Below are 15,466 nucleotides of genomic sequence, written 5' to 3' on the forward strand. Positions count from 1 at the left end.
CTGACCTCCTGGTTCAGGAAGACACCACCGAGGGGCCACCTCGGTGACGTCTGGGGAAGTTCTGATGAAACCCGCGCCAGGCTCCATCAGAGCTTTCCTGTTTGTCAGCCTCGTATGCCGAGTCTTGCGATCAAGCTTGATTCATTGTGCGCACAACCATGCGTCGAGAAGAAGCGAAATATCACCGCAGTTCATGCTTTGCTTTGCAAGGAGTGTGCCGCTGCCCCTCGCTCGCGTTCATCAATGAAAACACTTCCCCTCAATCCACAGAGCGCCGTGCGACATCGAGAGTTCCTCATGGATTGCGACGTCAACCGGCCACACCGCCCTCAAGATACGCCTAAGCGTCGGAAAGCCCAAGTTTTTGCAGCAGCCCGTTGAGTTCGTCCAACGATCCGAACTGGATGGCCACTTCGCCTTGCTCGCCGCGCTTGGTGCGCTTCTTCACGCGGATCTCGACCTGCGCCGTCAGCGCGTCCGAGAGTTCTTCCTCGATGCGCGAAATATCGCGTGATTTTTCTTTCGCGATGCGCAGCAGGGGCTTTTGACGCGCCGAGGCCGTCTTGGCCACGAGCTTCTCGGCCTCGCGCACACTGAGTTTCTTGCCGACCACTTCCGCGGCAACCAGTATTTGTTGCGCACCTTCGAGCGGTAGCAGCGCGCGTGCGTGGCCCATGTCGATGTCGCCGGCCATCAGCATCTGCTGCACCGGCTCGGCCAAGTTCAGCAAACGCAGCAGGTTGCTGGCCGCACTTCGCGAGCGCCCCACTGCCTGCGCGGCCTGCTCATGCGTGAGGTGGAACTCGTTGACGAGGCGTGCGATGCCTTGCGCTTCTTCGAGCGGGTTCAGGTCTTCGCGCTGGATGTTCTCGATCAGCGCCATCGCGGCCGCGGCCTCGTCGGGCACGTCCTTCACGAGCACCGGCACGTCGTCGAGGCCCGCGAGCTTGGCGGCGCGCGTGCGGCGTTCGCCGGCGATGATCTCGTAACGCCCTTCCCCCACCGGCCGCACCAGGATGGGCTGCATGATGCCTTGGGCCTTGATGCTCTCGGCCAGCTCGTAGAGCGAGCCTTCATCCATGCGCGTACGCGGCTGGTACTTGCCGGGCTGCAACAGCGACAGCTTCAGGTTGCGGGGTGCGCCTTCATCGACAGGCGCGGGGTTGTCGCTGACTTTCGGGCCGAGCAGCGCTTCGAGGCCCAGGCCTAAGCCCTTGGGTTTCTTGGTGACCATGGGCGCATTCTGTCCGATCGACAGCGGCCGCCCGTGGAGGCGGCGCTCAGGTTCTTGCCAGCAGGGCGTCGAGCAGCGCGCGACCCTGCGGCCAATCGCCCAGGCCTGATTCGCCATTGAGGTGGCCACGGTCGCCCACCGAGACCCACTCGCAGCCCCACTGCGCCGCCATCTCGGCGGCCCGCTCCGGGGCGCAGTATGGGTCGTCGCGGCTCACGACCACCGTGCTCGGAAACGGCAAACGCTGGCGCACGATGGGTCGCCACGGTGCGAGCTGCGGCGGCATGTCGTCGCGTTCCACGTCGGGCGGCGCCACCAGCAGCGCCGCTGCCACACGCGGCGTGTGCTGCGAGTGGGCGGCCCACGCCGCCACCAGCTGGCAGCCCAGGCTGTGCGCGACCAGCACCGCGGGCCGGTCGTCCTGCAGCAGCACCTCTTCCAACCGCGACATCCAGTCCCCGCGCTTGGGCCAGAGCCAGTCGTCCTGCGTCACCCGCTGGTCGCCATGCCGCTGTTCCCATCGTGTCTGCCAATGCGCCGTGTCGGAATCGAGCCAGCCGGGCAGCAACAGCACACGCAATGCCGACGTGGGTGAAGCGGACAAGGGAGCGGGTTGGCGAGTCGTCATGCGGGTGCCGTATCCTGCGGTTTTCGCGAATCAGAGGTGATGAAGATGAAGTACAAGGTGTTCGTCGACGGCCAGGAGGGCACCACCGGCCTGCGCATCAACGAGTATCTGGCGAATCGCAGCGACATCGAGGTGTTGCGCATCGCGCCCGAGCGCCGCAAAGACACCGACGAGCGCGCCCGCCTGCTCAACGCAGCCGACATCGCCTTCCTCTGCCTGCCCGACGTGGCGGCGAAAGAAGCCGCCGCGCTGGTCAACAACCCCAACACCTGCATCATCGATGCGAGCACGGCGCACCGCATCGCGCCCGACTGGGTGTTCGGCCTGCCCGAGCTGGCGCCCGACCAGCGCGAGCGCATCCGCCGCAGCAAACGCATCTCGAACCCCGGCTGCCATTCCACCGCCTTCATCCTGCTGCTGCGCCCCCTAGTCGACGCCGGGCTGGTGCCGCCGACGCTCCCGATCAGCGCCACCTCCATCACGGGCTATTCCGGTGGCGGCAAGAAGATGATCGAGCAGTACGAAGCCGGCGGCGACCCCAAGCTCGACGCGCCCCGCCCCTATGGCCTGACGCTTCAGCACAAGCACGTGCCGGAGATGTCGGCCCACACCGGCCTCAAGACGCCGCCGATCTTCCAGCCCATCGTCGGCAGATTTCTCAAGGGCTTGGCTGTGAGTGTGCCCTTGCACCTGTCGCAACTCAAACCCGGTAGCACCCCGGAGGCGCTGCACAAGGCTCTGGCCGAGCGGTATGCCGGCGAGCGTTTCGTGCGGGTGCAGCCGCTGCGCGATGCGGCGACGCTGGAGTCGGGCTTCTTCGACGTCCAGGCCAACAACGACACCAACAATGTCGACGTCTTCGTGTTCGCCAACGACAGCCAGGCCATCCTGATGTGCCGCATCGACAACCTGGGCAAGGGGGCGAGCGGCGCGGCGGTGCAGTCGATGAACGTGCACCTGGGCGTCGAGGAATCGCTGGGCCTGGTCTGACAAGGCGCGGTGCCCGGCGCCGGGCGGCGCCCCGTAGGGGCAGGCGCGGAGCGACTGGGGGCTAACGCATCCTGTAGTGGTACGCGTAGCCGTCGTCAAAGCCGAGCTGGTGGTAGACGGCGCGCGCCGGGAGGTTGTCGACCTCGACCTGCAGGTAGGCGTGGCGTGCCCCGCGTGAGCGGGCGTGCACCAGCAGGTGCTGGCAGAGCCGCCGGGCACAGCCGCGGCCGCGCAGCGCCGGCGCGGTGAACACGTCGTACAGCCCGACCAGATCCCCCTCCATCGCGTACTGGCCGCAGGCCAACACCTCGCCCTGCTCGCGCAGCTCGAAGGCGGTGAACGGCACCGGCGAGTGCAACAGGCGCTCGGCATGGGCCTGGCGCTGCGACAGCGGCGAGCCCCGCAAGACCCCCACCCGCTGGGCAAAGGGGTCGAGCCCGATGTTGTGGATCGACCAGCCGGCCGGCCACTCTGGCGCAGCGATGTCGTCCAGGCGGTCGAGCACCATCACCCGGGTGTCGTCGATCGTGCGCAAGCCCATTTCGGCGAGGGTGTCGTCCAGGTGCGCCGGCCGCGTGAAGGGGGTGATGCGGACCACAAGCGGCAGGCGCACCTCGGCGTAAAGCTGCTCACATTGGGCCAGCCGCGCCGCCACGCTCAGGCGGCCGTCGGCCACCGCGTTGATGCAGCGCGCCCGCTTGGCCTTGCCGGCGCAGAAGCGCACCAGCCAGCCGTCGACCCAGCGTTGCTGAGGCGGTGCGCTGGCGTTGAGGCCCGCGTCTTCCACCCGCGACAGCAGGTGGCTGTCGAAGCGCGGGTTGAGGTCGGGGACGGGCAACTGCACGGCCGGTGTCGCCGGTTCAGAGCGTCTTGATGCGCTGGACCATCTCTTCGGCGAACTCGACGAAGGACTGCGCTCCCTTGGAAGCCGGATCGAACACCACCCCCGGCAGCCCGTAGCTCGGCGCTTCGGCCAGGCGCACGTTGCGCGGGATCACGCTGTTGAACACCTTGTCGCCGAAGTGCGCCTTGAGCTGCTCGCTCACCTGCTGCTGCAGGGTGATGCGCGGGTCGAACATCACCCGCAGCAGGCCGATGATCTGCAGGTCCGGGTTGAGGTTGGCGTGCACCTGCTTGATGGTGTTGACCAGGTCGGACAGACCTTCGAGCGCGAAGTACTCGCACTGCATCGGCACGATCACGCCGTGGGCACTGCACAGGCCGTTCAGCGTCAGCAGGCTCAGGGACGGTGGGCAGTCGATCAGCACGAAGTCGTAGTCGTCGCGCACGGCTTCGAGGGCCGCCTTGAGGCGCTTGTCGCGGCGCTCCAGTTCGACCAGCTCGACTTCGGCGCCGGCCAGCTCGCGGTTGGCACCCAGCACGTCGTAGCCCACCTTCTCGCTGCGCTGCCGGGCCTCGGCGATTGAGGCCGACTCCAGCAGCACGTCGTAGACGCTGAGCTTCAAGGCCCGCTTGTCCACACCCGAGCCCATGGTGGCATTGCCCTGCGGGTCGAGGTCGACCACCAGCACACGCTGGCCGACCTTGGCCAGACCGGCGGCGAGGTTGACGGTGGTGGTCGTCTTGCCGACGCCGCCTTTCTGGTTGGCAACACAAAAGATTCGGGTCATGACCGATCCGGTGGGTGGGAAAGTAAACGTGCCTCAGGGCGCCGCAAGACGGATGCCGAAGCCGACCAGGAACAGGCCGGCGATGCGCTGGAGCCAACGCGACAGGCGCTTGTGCGCCTTGACCTGCTGCGTCACCAGCCCGGCGAAAGCGCACAGCGCGAGGCAGTAGACCAGGGTGATCAAGGCGATGGTCACCGCCATCGCCGCAAAGGTGACGGCGCCCTGGTGGGTGGCCGGGTTGATGAAGAGCGGGAAGAAGGCCATATAGAACACGATGGCCTTGGGGTTGAGCAAGGTGATGAAGAACGCCTGGCGCAGGTAGCGGCGCGGCTCGATGTGGATGGGCGACGCCCCGCCCTCCTTGGCCAGAATGAGCCTGAACCCGATCCAGGCCAGGTACAACGCCCCGGCGTACTGGATCGCCCTGAACGCCATCGGGTGCGCTTCCAGCACGGCCGCCAGGCCGGCCACGGCGGCCCACAGCAGCACCTGATCGCCGGCAATCAGCCCGAAGGTGGCGGCGGCACCCGCCCGTAATCCGCCCTTGGCGGTCGACGTCAGCAGGGCAAACGTCCCCGGCCCGGGCAAGGCGAGGAACACCAGGATGGAGACGCAGTAGGTGCCGAAATCGGAAATGCCGAAGACCGTCATGCTGACCTCAGGCCGCCGGCGCGCGGCGCAACCAGACCAGGCAGCGCTCGGCATTCAGCCCGGGCACCGTCAGTTGTTCCACGTGAAACACAGCCCAGTCGGGTGGCAGCGCCGCGATCTCGTCGTCGGGTTGTTTGCCCTTCATCGCCATCCAAACCCCCTGCTCCCCCGCCAAGTGCCGGGTGAGGCGGGTGAAGTCGGCCAGCGAGGCGAACGCCCGTGAGGTGATCACGTCGAAAGGCGGCAGCCGCAGATCTTCCACCCGGGCGTGCACCGCACCCAGGTTGGGCAGCTTCAGCTCAACGCCCACCTGCCGGATGAAGATCGCCTTTTTGCCGACCGAATCAACACAGGTCACATCCAGGTGAGGCTCGAGGATGGCGAGCACGATGCCCGGCAACCCGCCGCCGCTTCCGACATCGAGAATGCGGGCCGCCCGACCCGCCAAGTGGCGGCGCAGCGGCGGCAGCACGGCCAGGCTGTCCAGCAGGTGGTGGGTCAGCATCTCGGCCGGGCGGCGCACGGCGGTGAGGTTGTAGACCTCGTTCCATTTCTGAAGCAGGGCCAGGTAGCCGAGCAGCGCATCGCACTGCGCGCCGCTCAGCGGCAGGCCGAGGGCGGCCGCCCCGCTCAGGAGGACGTCACGCGTCTCAAGCGGCATTGCGACCCGACGGTTCGTTGGCCGCAAAGCCCTTGAATCGGCCCTTCTTCAGGTGGATGAGCAGAAGCGAAATCGTGGCCGGGGTGATGCCGGAGATGCGCGAGGCCTGGCCCAGGGTCTCCGGCCGGTGCAGCGCCAGCTTCTGGCGCGCCTCGAAACTGATGGCGGTCACCTGCGCGTAGTCCAGTTCGGCCGGAAGACGCAGGCCTTCGTAGTGGGCGGCGCGCTCCACCTCTTCGATCTGCTTGTCGATGTAGCCGGCGTACTTGATGCTGATCTCGGCCTGCTCGACCACGGCATCGGCCAGTTCGGCACCGAACTCCCCCCGCAGTGTTTCACGTGAAACACCGGCTTCCGGTTTCGCAATCGCAGCCACTTCAGCGATGGCATCAAAGCCAACACCGGGCCGCCGCATCAGGTCGGCCAGGTTGTATTCCCGTTCGATCGCCTTGCCCAGCAGCCGCTCGGCCGCTTCGGCCGGCAACGAGCCCGGGTGCACCCAGGTCGACCGCAGCCGCTCGGTCTCACGGGCGATCGCATCGCGTTTGCGGTTGAAGGCGGTCCAACGCGCGTCGTCGACCAGGCCCAGCTCGCGCCCGATTTCGGTCAGCCGCAGGTCGGCGTTGTCCTCGCGCAGCTGCAGCCGGAACTCGGCCCGGCTGGTGAACATGCGGTAGGGCTCAGTCACGCCCTTGGTGATCAGGTCGTCGACCAGCACGCCGAGATAGGCCTGGTCGCGACGAGGTGTCCAGGCGTCGCGGCCCTGCACCTGCAGCGCCGCGTTGATCCCGGCGAACAGGCCCTGGGCCGCGGCCTCTTCGTAGCCGGTCGTGCCGTTGATCTGGCCGGCGAAGAAGAGGCCCTGGATCACTTTGGTCTCGAAACTCGCCTTCAGCCCTCGCGGATCGAAGTAGTCGTACTCGATGGCGTAGCCGGGGCGCAGGATGTGCGCCTTCTCCAGCCCGCGCATCGAGCGCACGGCCGCCAGCTGCACGTCGAACGGAAGGCTGGTGCTGATGCCGTTCGGGTAGAACTCGTGCGTCGTCAGGCCCTCGGGCTCGAGGAAGATCTGATGCGAGTCCTTGTCGGCGAAGCGGTTGACCTTGTCTTCGATGCTCGGGCAGTAGCGCGGCCCCACCCCTTCAATCACGCCAGTGAACATCGGGCTGCGATCGAAACCCGAGCGGATGATCTCGTGCGTGCGTTCGTTGGTGTGGGTGATCCAGCACGGCACCTGCTGCGGGTGCTGCGACACATGGCCCATGAAGCTGAACACCGGCACCGGGTCCAGGTCACCGGGTTGTTCGGTCAGCACCGAGAAGTCGATGGTCCGCCCGTCGAGCCGCGGCGGCGTGCCGGTCTTCAGCCGCCCTTGCGGCAGCTTCAGCTCCTTGAGCCGCGCCGACAGCGACACCGCCGGCGGGTCACCCGCCCGGCCGCCCGCGTGGTTCTGCAAGCCGACATGGATCTTGCCGTCGAGGAAGGTGCCGGCCGTCAGCACCATGGCCTTGGCACGAAAGCGAATACCAACTTGCGTGACAGCCCCCACCACCCGGTCGCCTTCGACCATCAGGTCGTCGACCGCCTGCTGGAACAGCGTCAGGTTCGGCTGGTTCTCCAGCCGGCGCCGGATCGCTGCCTTGTAGAGGATGCGGTCGGCCTGCGCCCGGGTCGCGCGCACGGCCGGCCCCTTGGAGCCGTTGAGGATGCGGAACTGGATGCCCGACTCGTCGGTGGCCGCGGCCATCGCGCCGCCCAACGCGTCGACCTCCTTCACCAGATGGCCCTTGCCGATGCCGCCGATCGACGGGTTGCAGCTCATCTGGCCCAAGGTCTCGATGTTGTGGGTGAGCAGCAGCGTGCTCACGCCCATGCGTGCCGCGGCGAGCGCAGCCTCGGTGCCAGCATGGCCGCCGCCGACGACGATCACGTCGAATTCATGGGGATACAACATGGGAACTCCGGGAGGGGACACGGGGTTCGCTTGGAGAACGCACCCGTGCAGGCAAGGGCGTGAATTTTAGGTGGGCCGGCCCTGGGCGTCACGGCCGAGCGGGCAAGACCTGCGCCACCGGCCCGCGCGCCGTCAAATAATCGCCGCATGAACTGCCGACCCGGCTGCGGCGCCTGCTGCACCGCGCCTTCGATCTCGTCGCCCATCCCCGGCATGCCGCTCGTCAACGGCATCAGCAAGCCGGCGGGCGTGCGCTGCCTGCACCTCACCGCCGACAACGCCTGCGCCATCTTCGGCCACCCGGACCGGCCGGCCGTCTGCAGTTCGCTGCAGCCCTCATCCGAAATGTGCGGTGACACCCGCGAGCAGGCCCTGCGCTGGCTCGGCCACATCGAGCAGCTCACCACACCCTGAGCTGCCCGCGTCTCACATCGGCTCCAGAAGCCCGTGCCACAAGGGTGAGAGCCTGAACTTCTCGGCCTCGGTCAGCCCCTCGCTCAGCAACAGACACTCACGGTGAAAGGCCCGCAACCGCTGGCGCAGCTCGCTTTCGGCCAGCACCAGCTCCAGCCGCTCGCCCGCCGCCATGCCGACGGCCACCGCTTCGTCGCCCCACAGCCCGAGCGCGTTCCACGCCACCCGCAGCCGTTCGAGTCGGTGCAGCGCATCGGCCACCACCTCCGTGATCTGCGAGGTGCGGCGCTGCTCGTTCAGCTCTTTCGCGAGGCGGTGTGCCGAAGCCATCTGATGGTCGATCTCGGCCAGCTGAGCGGCGAGCGTGCTGGCCTCGGGCTGCTCGTCGAGCGCGAAGTCTTCATGGGCCTCATGCGCTGCTTCGCAGACGAAGGCCGACCAGGTCGGGTCGAACTCGCCCGGCACCACGCGCAGCGCAAAGCTCGCACGTGCGAGCGGCGCATGCGAGTCGCTCGTGCTACCGAGCGTCAACTCCACCACCGACAGCACCCGGCCGAGCGTCGACAGCCCGTCGGGCCCCAGCCGCGCCGGGTAGCCCGAACGGTCGAGCCGCTCGTGGTGCTCGGCAATGCCCTGCCCCAGCGCCTTGGGGTAGTCGGTCAGGCTGGTCAGCAGCATCTGCGCGATGCGCGGGTGCACCACCAGATGCTTGTGGCCGACGAGGTCGAGCGCCTGGGTGTAGTCAAGGAAGGCAGGGTTGATGTAAACCTCGCCGATGTCGTGCAGCAGACCGCCGAGCATCGCGAGCCGCACTTCGAGCGACGAGCCCTGGCGGCTCGCCACCATGGCGCCGGCGAGCGCCATGCCGGTGACCGCATGCGCCAAGGCGTGCGGGCGCGAAGCGGCGGCGGTGGTCAGCAGCAACTGGGCCACCGCGTGCAAGGGAATCTGCTTGAGCTGCGCCACCAGCTCGCGCCCCTGCGCGCGCAGCGCCGGCGCCAGCGGGTGCTGCGACTCCAGCAGCACCTGCAGGTCGTGCATCAGCGTGAAGGGAGTGACGCCGTCTTCCGCCAGCAGGCAGGCCTCGAGCGGCTGCTGCAGGCGGCGCTCGAGCAGGCGCTGCTGCAAGGTGGCCGTCACCGGCTGGCCACGCGCCCACAGCTTCACGCCGCGGCTGTCGACGATGTCTTGCGAGGCGACGATCGCGTGGCGTTCGGCCGCGTGCGTCATCGCCGCCAGCGCATGCGGGTTGGGTTCACTCCCCGGCAAGAGAGACAGGTGCATGCGCGGCGACGAACGGTCAGCGGCCCGCACCCACGGTGCGAAGCTCCTGGGCCACATGCCCGTCCTTCAGCACGATCACGCGCGAGGCCGAGGCGATGGTCTCGGGCCGGTGCGCCACGATCACGCGGGTAAGGTCGAGCTGGCGCACCGCCTGGTTGACCAGGCGTTCGCGGTCCACGTCGAGCGCGCTGGTCGCTTCGTCGAGGAACAGGATCTGCGGCCGCTTGTAGAGCGCGCGGGCCAGCAGGATGCGCTGCTTCTGCCCGCCGGAAATGCTGGCGCCCATGTCGCCGATCAGCGTGTGGTAGCCCATGGGCATGGCCTCGATCTCGTCGTGCACCGCGGCGAGCCGTGCGCACTGGGCCACCCACGCCGGGTCGGCATGGGCATCGAAGAAGCTGATGTTGTCGGTGATGCTGCCGGCGAAGAGCTGGTCTTCCTGCATCACCGTGCCCACCATGTCGCGGAAGCTGCGCAGGCCCAGCTGGCGCAGCGGCACACCGCCCACCAGCACTTCACCGGACTGCGGCTCGTGGATGCCAAGCAGGACCTTGAGCAGCGTCGTCTTGCCGCAGCCCGAGGGCCCCGAGATCGCCACCGACTCGCCGGGTTCGATCACGAAGCTCACGTCCTTCAGCACCTCGGGTTCGTTGTCGGAGTAGCGGAAGCTGACGTTGCGCAACTCCAGCCGTGCCGGCTGCTCGCTGCGCTCGCGCGCCGGCACGTCGGGTTCGGCCTCGGGTGCAGTGAGCACGATGTCGGCCAGGCGCTCGCCTTCCAGCTTGAGCATCTTCAGCTCGACCACCTTGTCGATCAGCCCGCTCACCCGCTGCGAAAACGTCTCGCGGTAGGCGAAGAACGCGAACAGCATGCCCACCGAAAACCGCTGGTCCATCACCAGCAGCGCGCCGACCCAGATCACCGCGATGCGCTCCAGGCCGAACACCAGCTTGTGCAACACCCCGAACAGCAGGTCGAGCTTGCGCGTGGCGATGTTGGCGTTCATCGCGTCGACCACCTTGTTCATGAACTCTGCGTGGCGGTCTTCCTGGCGGTTGTAGAGCTTGATGCTTTGCACACCGCGCAGCGATTCGAGGAAGTGCGTCGAGCGCTTGGCCGTGTGCACGATCTCCTCTTCGGTCGCTTCGCGCAGCGGCCGGAAGAACGCCCAGCGCAAGAGCGCATAGACCGCCACGCTGCCGGCGGCGATGGTGGCCAGCGTCACGCTGTAGACACACATCACCGCAAACGTCAGCACCACCAGGAGCCCGTCGAGCACGGCTTCGATGAAGCTCGTGGTCAGCGTCTCCTGCATCTTCTGGATGGCCCCGAAGCGCGACATGATGTCGCCGGTGTGGCGCTTCTCGAACCAGCTCACCGGCAGCCGCATCAGGTGCGCGAACACGTTGCCCAGCCACTGCAGGTTGAGCGTCGACGAGAGGTACAGCACCGCCCACGAGCGGATCGCACCGGTCGCCACCTGCACCAGCACCAGCAGGCCGAAGCCCAGGCCGAGCGTGAGCAGCAGGTCGCGGTCGGCGCTCACCAGCACACCGTCGACCACCCACTGCATGAAGAAGGGCGACAGCAGCATGAAGGCTTCGAGCGCCAGCGCCAGCACGAAGATCTGGCCGAGCGAACGGCGCAGGCCCGTCACACGCCCGAGCATCTGGCGCATGCCGATCGACTGTCGCTCCTCGGTCGGCTTGAAGTCCGGCGCCGGCGAGAGTTCGAGCACGATGCCGGTGAAATGCTGGCTCACCTCCGACAAGGCCAAACGGCGCACACCCCGCGCCGGGTCGTGGATCACGGCCTTGTCGCCGCTCAGCTCGGTCAGCACGACGAAGTGATTCAGGTCCCAGTGGAGAACACAAGGGAGCGCCAGTTGAGGCAGGTGCTCCATCTCGGCCCGCAGCGGCCGCGGGCTCAGCTGCATGCGCCCGGCCATGCGCACCAGGTCGGCCATCGTCGCGCCCTTGAGCGAGAGCGAGAAGCGCTTGCGCAAGGTCGGCAGGTCGGTGCGCAGGCCATGCTGCGCCGCGACCATCGCCAAGCAAGCGAGGCCGCATTCAGCGGCCTCGGTCTGCAGGATCATCGGAACGCGTCGCGCGCCCCAACCGAGGTGGAGTGAGTCCAGCATCAATACAGCTCGAGAAAGTGCTGCCCCCAGGTCCGGGCTTCGCCCAGCCCGCCCCCCAAGGCGGTCAAGGAAACTTGGGACGGCCCGTCGTTTCCTTGGCTGTTCATACGCGCCCCGTCACGCTCAACAGGGGTTCGAAGATCCACTCGATCAGGCGACGGCGGTCGAGCATCACATCGGCGTCGAGTTGCATGCCAGGAGCCAGAGGCTGCGCCTGGCCATAGGCCTGCACCGCCTGGTGATCGAGTGAGACGGTGATGCGATACAGCGGCTCGCCACTCGCAGGAAGCGACAGCCCGGCCAGCTCGGCCGTCTGCAGCGGCGTGCGCGACACCTGCAGCACCTGCCCGGCCTGGTGGCCGAACTTCTGATACGGATAGGCCTGGTAGCGCAGCTGCACGGCCTGCTGCGCGTGCACGAAACCCACGGCGCTCGACGGCGCAAAGAGATGCGCCTGCAGCTTGGCGTCGGCCGGCACCAGGCTCGCGAGCGCCACGCCCGGCGTGGCCGGCTGGCCGCGTTCGGCCACCACTGCGGTCACCATGCCGTCTTCGGGTGCACGCACCACGAGGCGCGACTGCGCCTCGCTTTCGGCCGAGCGTTGCGCCACCACAGCAAGGTCGCGCTCCAGCTCGCCCTGCTGCGCCTGCATGCGCAGCGGCAGTTCGCGCGCCTGCGCCTCCAGGGTGCCGATCTCGCGCTGCTGCGCGGCACGTTGGCGCTCCAGGCCCTGCAGCTGCGCGCGCAGGCCCAGCACCTCTTCGGCTTTGGTCTGCACCTGTGCCGCTGACACGAAATTGTCATTGCGCAGCGATTCCAATCGCGCCTGCGCCTGCTGCGCGAGCGCAAGGCGCTGCGCCTGCAGGGCCGCCTCAGCCTCGATCTGCGCCAGCTCGCCGCGCATGTCGGCGATCTGCCGCTGCAAGGCCAACGCCTGCGATTGCTGCAGGCGCTGCTGGTGTTCGGTCGACTGTTTGAGGCTCCTCTCTCGCGCCGCGAGAGAGGCCTGCACGGCGGCCTGCGTGTCGCCGCGGAGCGTGGCCCGCTCCATCGACAACACGAAGAGCACGTCGCCACGCTTGACCACCTGCCCTTCCGACACGTGCCGCTCGACCACAGTCGCAGCCTGCGGCGGCACAAGGCGGATCACCCCGCGATCCGGAACCAGGTATCCACTCACACGTGCTTTGCGCGTGTACTCCCCGAGCGATAGGTATGTTGCCGCCGCCGCCGCCGTGAGGGCGACGAGAGCGGTGAGCACGGCGAGGGATACCGGCCGGATCAGCTGGATGCTGCCCAGCCACTGTTGCCGTCGGCCTTCGACGACTTCAGGGCGGAAGAGGGAGGGCATGGCCCGCCTCTGGTTACCAGTTTCTACCCGGGCCACCGGCACCGGAAACATGGTCGAGAAGCTCAGGAGCGAGCGGCTGCGGCTTCGATGGCGTCTGACCTGGCTGCGGTTGCGACGAACGGGCAGGGGCGGGAGAGGTCGGAACGCGGGGCTTGGTCGTAGATTGCATGGTCTGCTCCTTTGGCCGTGCACCAGGAGGAGTGCACAGAATCCATTGCAGCAGCCGCGTCAGCTACGCGTAACTGTCAGCTCTTACAGGGATGCCTCTAGTGGAATCCCTGGGAGCCGGAACGCACTAACGAATCAAGCCGAGGCGCAAAGCCTTCAAGACCGCCTGATGCTTGTTGACGCAACCCAATTTGTGCATCGCGTTGTTCGCATGCAGCACCGCGGTGCGCTCGCTGATGCCAAGAACGTTGGCGACCTCCCAGGCCGTCTTGCCTTCCATCGTCCAGCGCAACGTTTCCAGCTCACGAGGTGTCAGCGAAGGTGCGTCTGACGGCGGGACCGCCGGCAGCAACACGCGCGTAGACGCTTCCTGTGCGTGAACGGCATACAGCTGAAGCGCCGCAACCATCTGGGTAACCACCGCCGGGTCTTTCGGCAAAGGCTGATCACGATCGACAGCCAGCATGAAGTGCCTGCCTTCTGGCATATGCAAGGTCAGGCCGATTCCGTGACGGTAGCCAAAGCGTGCCTGCTCTTCCCACTTCTCGGCTTGCCCCGCCGCCACATAGGTACCTTGATTCCAGATGATGGGCACGCTCTTGTGCTTGCAGTGCTGCATCACAGGATCACGCTTTCCCCAATTGGGATCGTCGGCGAGCGGTGCGTAACCGGAGGGAGCGTTGTCGATCCAGAGGAACTCCGGCTCGCCGAGAAAGTGATCGATGACCGTCATGGCCGTGACCGTTTGAAAGCCCAGCTCTTGAGCAAAGCGCACCACATGCTTTTCCAACTCGTCCTTGGTCTTGATCTCAAGAACCGACAAGTAGCCACTCTGAAGCAGGCTTGACATGAGCTTGACTCCCAACTTGTTCCGACCTTCGCAGGCAGCGCGCGCCGTCCATCATACGAAAGGACAACTCCAAACATCGGGTCGGCACCCCTACCGGATCAGCCCCAACCGCAGCGCCCTCACCGCTGCATGATGCTTGTTCGCACAGCCCAGCTTCTGAGTCGCACTGTGCGCGTGACGGGCCACAGTGTCTTCGGCGATACCCAGAATTCGGCCCACCTCCCAGGCGGTTTTGCCTTCCAGCGTCCATTGCATCGTCTCCCGTTCCCTGGGAGTCAGGCGAGGAGGCTCTTGGCGCGCCGAGAGCCCGGGCAAGAGGATACGCATCGACGCATCCTGGGCATAGACCGCAAACATCAACAACGACGCCACCATGCGCGTTGTCTGCGCTGAATCCCCCGGCAATGGCTGATCGCGATCAACACCAAACAGAAAATGCCGCCCTTCCGGGAGGTGCATCGCATAGCAAATCCCGTGGCGATAGCCGAAGCGGGCCTGCTCTTCCCACACGTCACCCTGCCCAGCTTGGATGTATGTGGCTTGACTCCAGGTAATGGGCAAGCTGCTGCGCTTGCAGTGCTGCATCACCGGGTCACGCTTTGCGGTATCGCGGTCCTCCCTGCCCTCACGGTAGGCAGCAGGCGCGTTGTCGACCCAGGCGAACTCGGCATCTCCGACGAGGTGATCCACGACGACGGAGGCGGTCACCGTCTGGTCAACGCTGGCCCGGTGATCCGCGAAGCCTCCACCAGGGCGCTCATGGCTTCCTGCGCATGGACGGCAAAAAGCTGAAGCGTCGAAACCATTCGCGACAGCTCTGCAGAACACGCCGGCAACGCCTGGGCTCGATCAACTCCCAACACGAAGTGACGGCCAGCCGGCATGTGCATCGCCCAGGCAATTCCGCAGGCATATCCATGCTGAGCCTGCTGCTCCCACTTCGTGGCTTGGCCCGCTTCCACGTAAGTCGCCTGATTCCAGACGATGGGGACGCTCTTGTACTTGCAATGCTGCATCACCGGATCGCGCTTCCCGGCACCGAGGTCGTTTGCCGCGTCGACATATCCCTCGGGGGTGTTGTCGACCGAGATGAATTCCGGCTCACCCCCCGCATGGTCGAATGCACTCATCGCCGACACATACTCGAAGCCAAGCTGGTGAGAGAAGCGCACAAGTTCCGCCAGCAGAGCGCCTTTGGTCTTGGAGCCGAGAACGGACAAATAGTCTTCACCGAGCTTCAATGGATCAACCCCAGTCTCAACGCCTTCACCACCGCAGGGAGTTTGCCCGAGCAATCCAGCTTGCGCGCCGCACGGTGGGCGTGACGCGCAACGGTGTCTTCGGCGATCCCAAGAATGCGCCCGACCTCCCACGCCGTTTTGCCTTCCATCGCCCACCGAAGGGTTTCAACTCACGTGGGGTCAGGGCCACCGTCTCCTGGGGAACGGCTGAGGGCAACAGAACCTGAGTCGACGCCTCCTGGACGTAGGCGGCGTACAGCTGCAGCGCC

At 66.6% G+C, this 15,466-nt stretch carries 15 protein-coding genes and 1 pseudogene; 2 read left to right on the forward strand and 14 right to left on the reverse strand.

Annotation, left to right across the window (positions count from 1 at the left end):
* Positions 1-340 precede the first annotated feature (340 nt).
* Together LRS03_RS17370 and LRS03_RS17375 are read right to left on the reverse strand one after the other, a co-directional pair.
* Complete coding sequence (locus LRS03_RS17370; RefSeq protein WP_257827015.1) at positions 341-1,234, reverse strand: ParB/RepB/Spo0J family partition protein; 894 nt, start codon at positions 1,232-1,234, stop codon at positions 341-343.
* A gap of 46 nt (positions 1,235-1,280) precedes the next feature.
* Entirely contained in the window at positions 1,281-1,862 is a 582-nt protein-coding gene (locus LRS03_RS17375; protein WP_257827017.1) for an RBBP9/YdeN family alpha/beta hydrolase, read from the reverse strand.
* Positions 1,863-1,907: 45 nt separating this feature from the next.
* Between LRS03_RS17375 and argC the strand changes: the two genes are divergently transcribed.
* Positions 1,908-2,852, forward strand: coding sequence for an N-acetyl-gamma-glutamyl-phosphate reductase (gene argC, locus LRS03_RS17380; RefSeq protein ID WP_257827019.1), 945 nt, complete (start codon positions 1,908-1,910; stop codon positions 2,850-2,852).
* A 61-nt stretch (positions 2,853-2,913) separates the two neighbouring features.
* On the opposite strand, the gene LRS03_RS17385 is transcribed toward argC, so the two are convergent.
* Genes LRS03_RS17385 through mnmG form a run of 5 tightly spaced genes read right to left on the reverse strand, consistent with a single transcriptional unit; the run spans position 2,914 to position 7,749 of the window.
* Positions 2,914-3,696: a GNAT family N-acetyltransferase gene (locus LRS03_RS17385; RefSeq protein ID WP_257827021.1), complete on the reverse strand. Its 783-nt coding sequence runs from the start codon at positions 3,694-3,696 to the stop codon at positions 2,914-2,916.
* A gap of 16 nt (positions 3,697-3,712) precedes the next feature.
* Entirely contained in the window at positions 3,713-4,483 is a 771-nt protein-coding gene (locus LRS03_RS17390) for a ParA family protein (RefSeq protein ID WP_257827023.1), read from the reverse strand.
* Between the two features lie 33 nt (positions 4,484-4,516).
* Positions 4,517-5,134 carry a LysE family transporter gene (locus LRS03_RS17395; RefSeq protein ID WP_257827025.1) on the reverse strand — a complete coding sequence of 206 codons (618 nt, stop codon included), beginning with the start codon at positions 5,132-5,134 and terminating at the stop codon, positions 4,517-4,519.
* A 7-nt stretch (positions 5,135-5,141) separates the two neighbouring features.
* The gene (gene rsmG / locus LRS03_RS17400; protein WP_257827028.1) at positions 5,142-5,795 is read right to left on the reverse strand and encodes a 16S rRNA (guanine(527)-N(7))-methyltransferase RsmG; all 654 of its coding nucleotides are present in this window, start codon (positions 5,793-5,795) and stop codon (positions 5,142-5,144) included.
* The gene (gene mnmG / locus LRS03_RS17405; RefSeq protein ID WP_257827030.1) at positions 5,785-7,749 is read right to left on the reverse strand and encodes a tRNA uridine-5-carboxymethylaminomethyl(34) synthesis enzyme MnmG; all 1,965 of its coding nucleotides are present in this window, start codon (positions 7,747-7,749) and stop codon (positions 5,785-5,787) included. Before mnmG ends, rsmG begins: the two co-directional genes overlap by 11 nt.
* A gap of 147 nt (positions 7,750-7,896) precedes the next feature.
* On the opposite strand from mnmG, the gene LRS03_RS17410 reads away from it, so the two are divergent.
* Positions 7,897-8,163 carry a YkgJ family cysteine cluster protein gene (locus LRS03_RS17410; protein ID WP_257827031.1) on the forward strand — a complete coding sequence of 89 codons (267 nt, stop codon included), beginning with the start codon at positions 7,897-7,899 and terminating at the stop codon, positions 8,161-8,163.
* Between the two features lie 12 nt (positions 8,164-8,175).
* Here LRS03_RS17410 and LRS03_RS17415 read toward each other — a convergent pair whose 3' ends face one another.
* The 7 genes and pseudogenes from LRS03_RS17415 to LRS03_RS17445 form a co-directional block, all read right to left on the reverse strand.
* Complete coding sequence (locus LRS03_RS17415) at positions 8,176-9,447, reverse strand: HD-GYP domain-containing protein (RefSeq protein WP_257827032.1); 1,272 nt, start codon at positions 9,445-9,447, stop codon at positions 8,176-8,178.
* 16 nt (positions 9,448-9,463) lie between these two features.
* The gene (locus tag LRS03_RS17420) at positions 9,464-11,542 is read right to left on the reverse strand and encodes a peptidase domain-containing ABC transporter (protein WP_257827033.1); all 2,079 of its coding nucleotides are present in this window, start codon (positions 11,540-11,542) and stop codon (positions 9,464-9,466) included.
* A 148-nt stretch (positions 11,543-11,690) separates the two neighbouring features.
* Positions 11,691-12,938 carry an HlyD family secretion protein gene (locus LRS03_RS17425; protein ID WP_257827035.1) on the reverse strand — a complete coding sequence of 416 codons (1,248 nt, stop codon included), beginning with the start codon at positions 12,936-12,938 and terminating at the stop codon, positions 11,691-11,693.
* Positions 12,939-13,233: 295 nt separating this feature from the next.
* The gene (locus tag LRS03_RS17430) at positions 13,234-13,956 is read right to left on the reverse strand and encodes a helix-turn-helix transcriptional regulator (protein WP_257827037.1); all 723 of its coding nucleotides are present in this window, start codon (positions 13,954-13,956) and stop codon (positions 13,234-13,236) included.
* A 90-nt stretch (positions 13,957-14,046) separates the two neighbouring features.
* The gene (locus tag LRS03_RS17435) at positions 14,047-14,664 is read right to left on the reverse strand and encodes a helix-turn-helix transcriptional regulator (RefSeq protein WP_257827039.1); all 618 of its coding nucleotides are present in this window, start codon (positions 14,662-14,664) and stop codon (positions 14,047-14,049) included.
* Positions 14,661-15,197 (reverse strand): autoinducer binding domain-containing protein, encoded by a 537-nt coding sequence (locus tag LRS03_RS17440; RefSeq protein WP_257827041.1) that lies wholly within the window; start codon positions 15,195-15,197, stop codon positions 14,661-14,663. Before LRS03_RS17440 ends, LRS03_RS17435 begins: the two co-directional genes overlap by 4 nt.
* Positions 15,194-15,352: pseudogene (locus tag LRS03_RS17445) on the reverse strand (LuxR C-terminal-related transcriptional regulator); the annotation flags it as partial. The gene LRS03_RS17440 and the pseudogene LRS03_RS17445, both read right to left, overlap by 4 nt.
* Positions 15,353-15,466: the final 114 nt, after the last annotated feature.

It is taken from the genome of Rhizobacter sp. J219, assembly GCF_024700055.1.
Lineage (GTDB): Bacteria > Pseudomonadota > Gammaproteobacteria > Burkholderiales > Burkholderiaceae_C > Rhizobacter.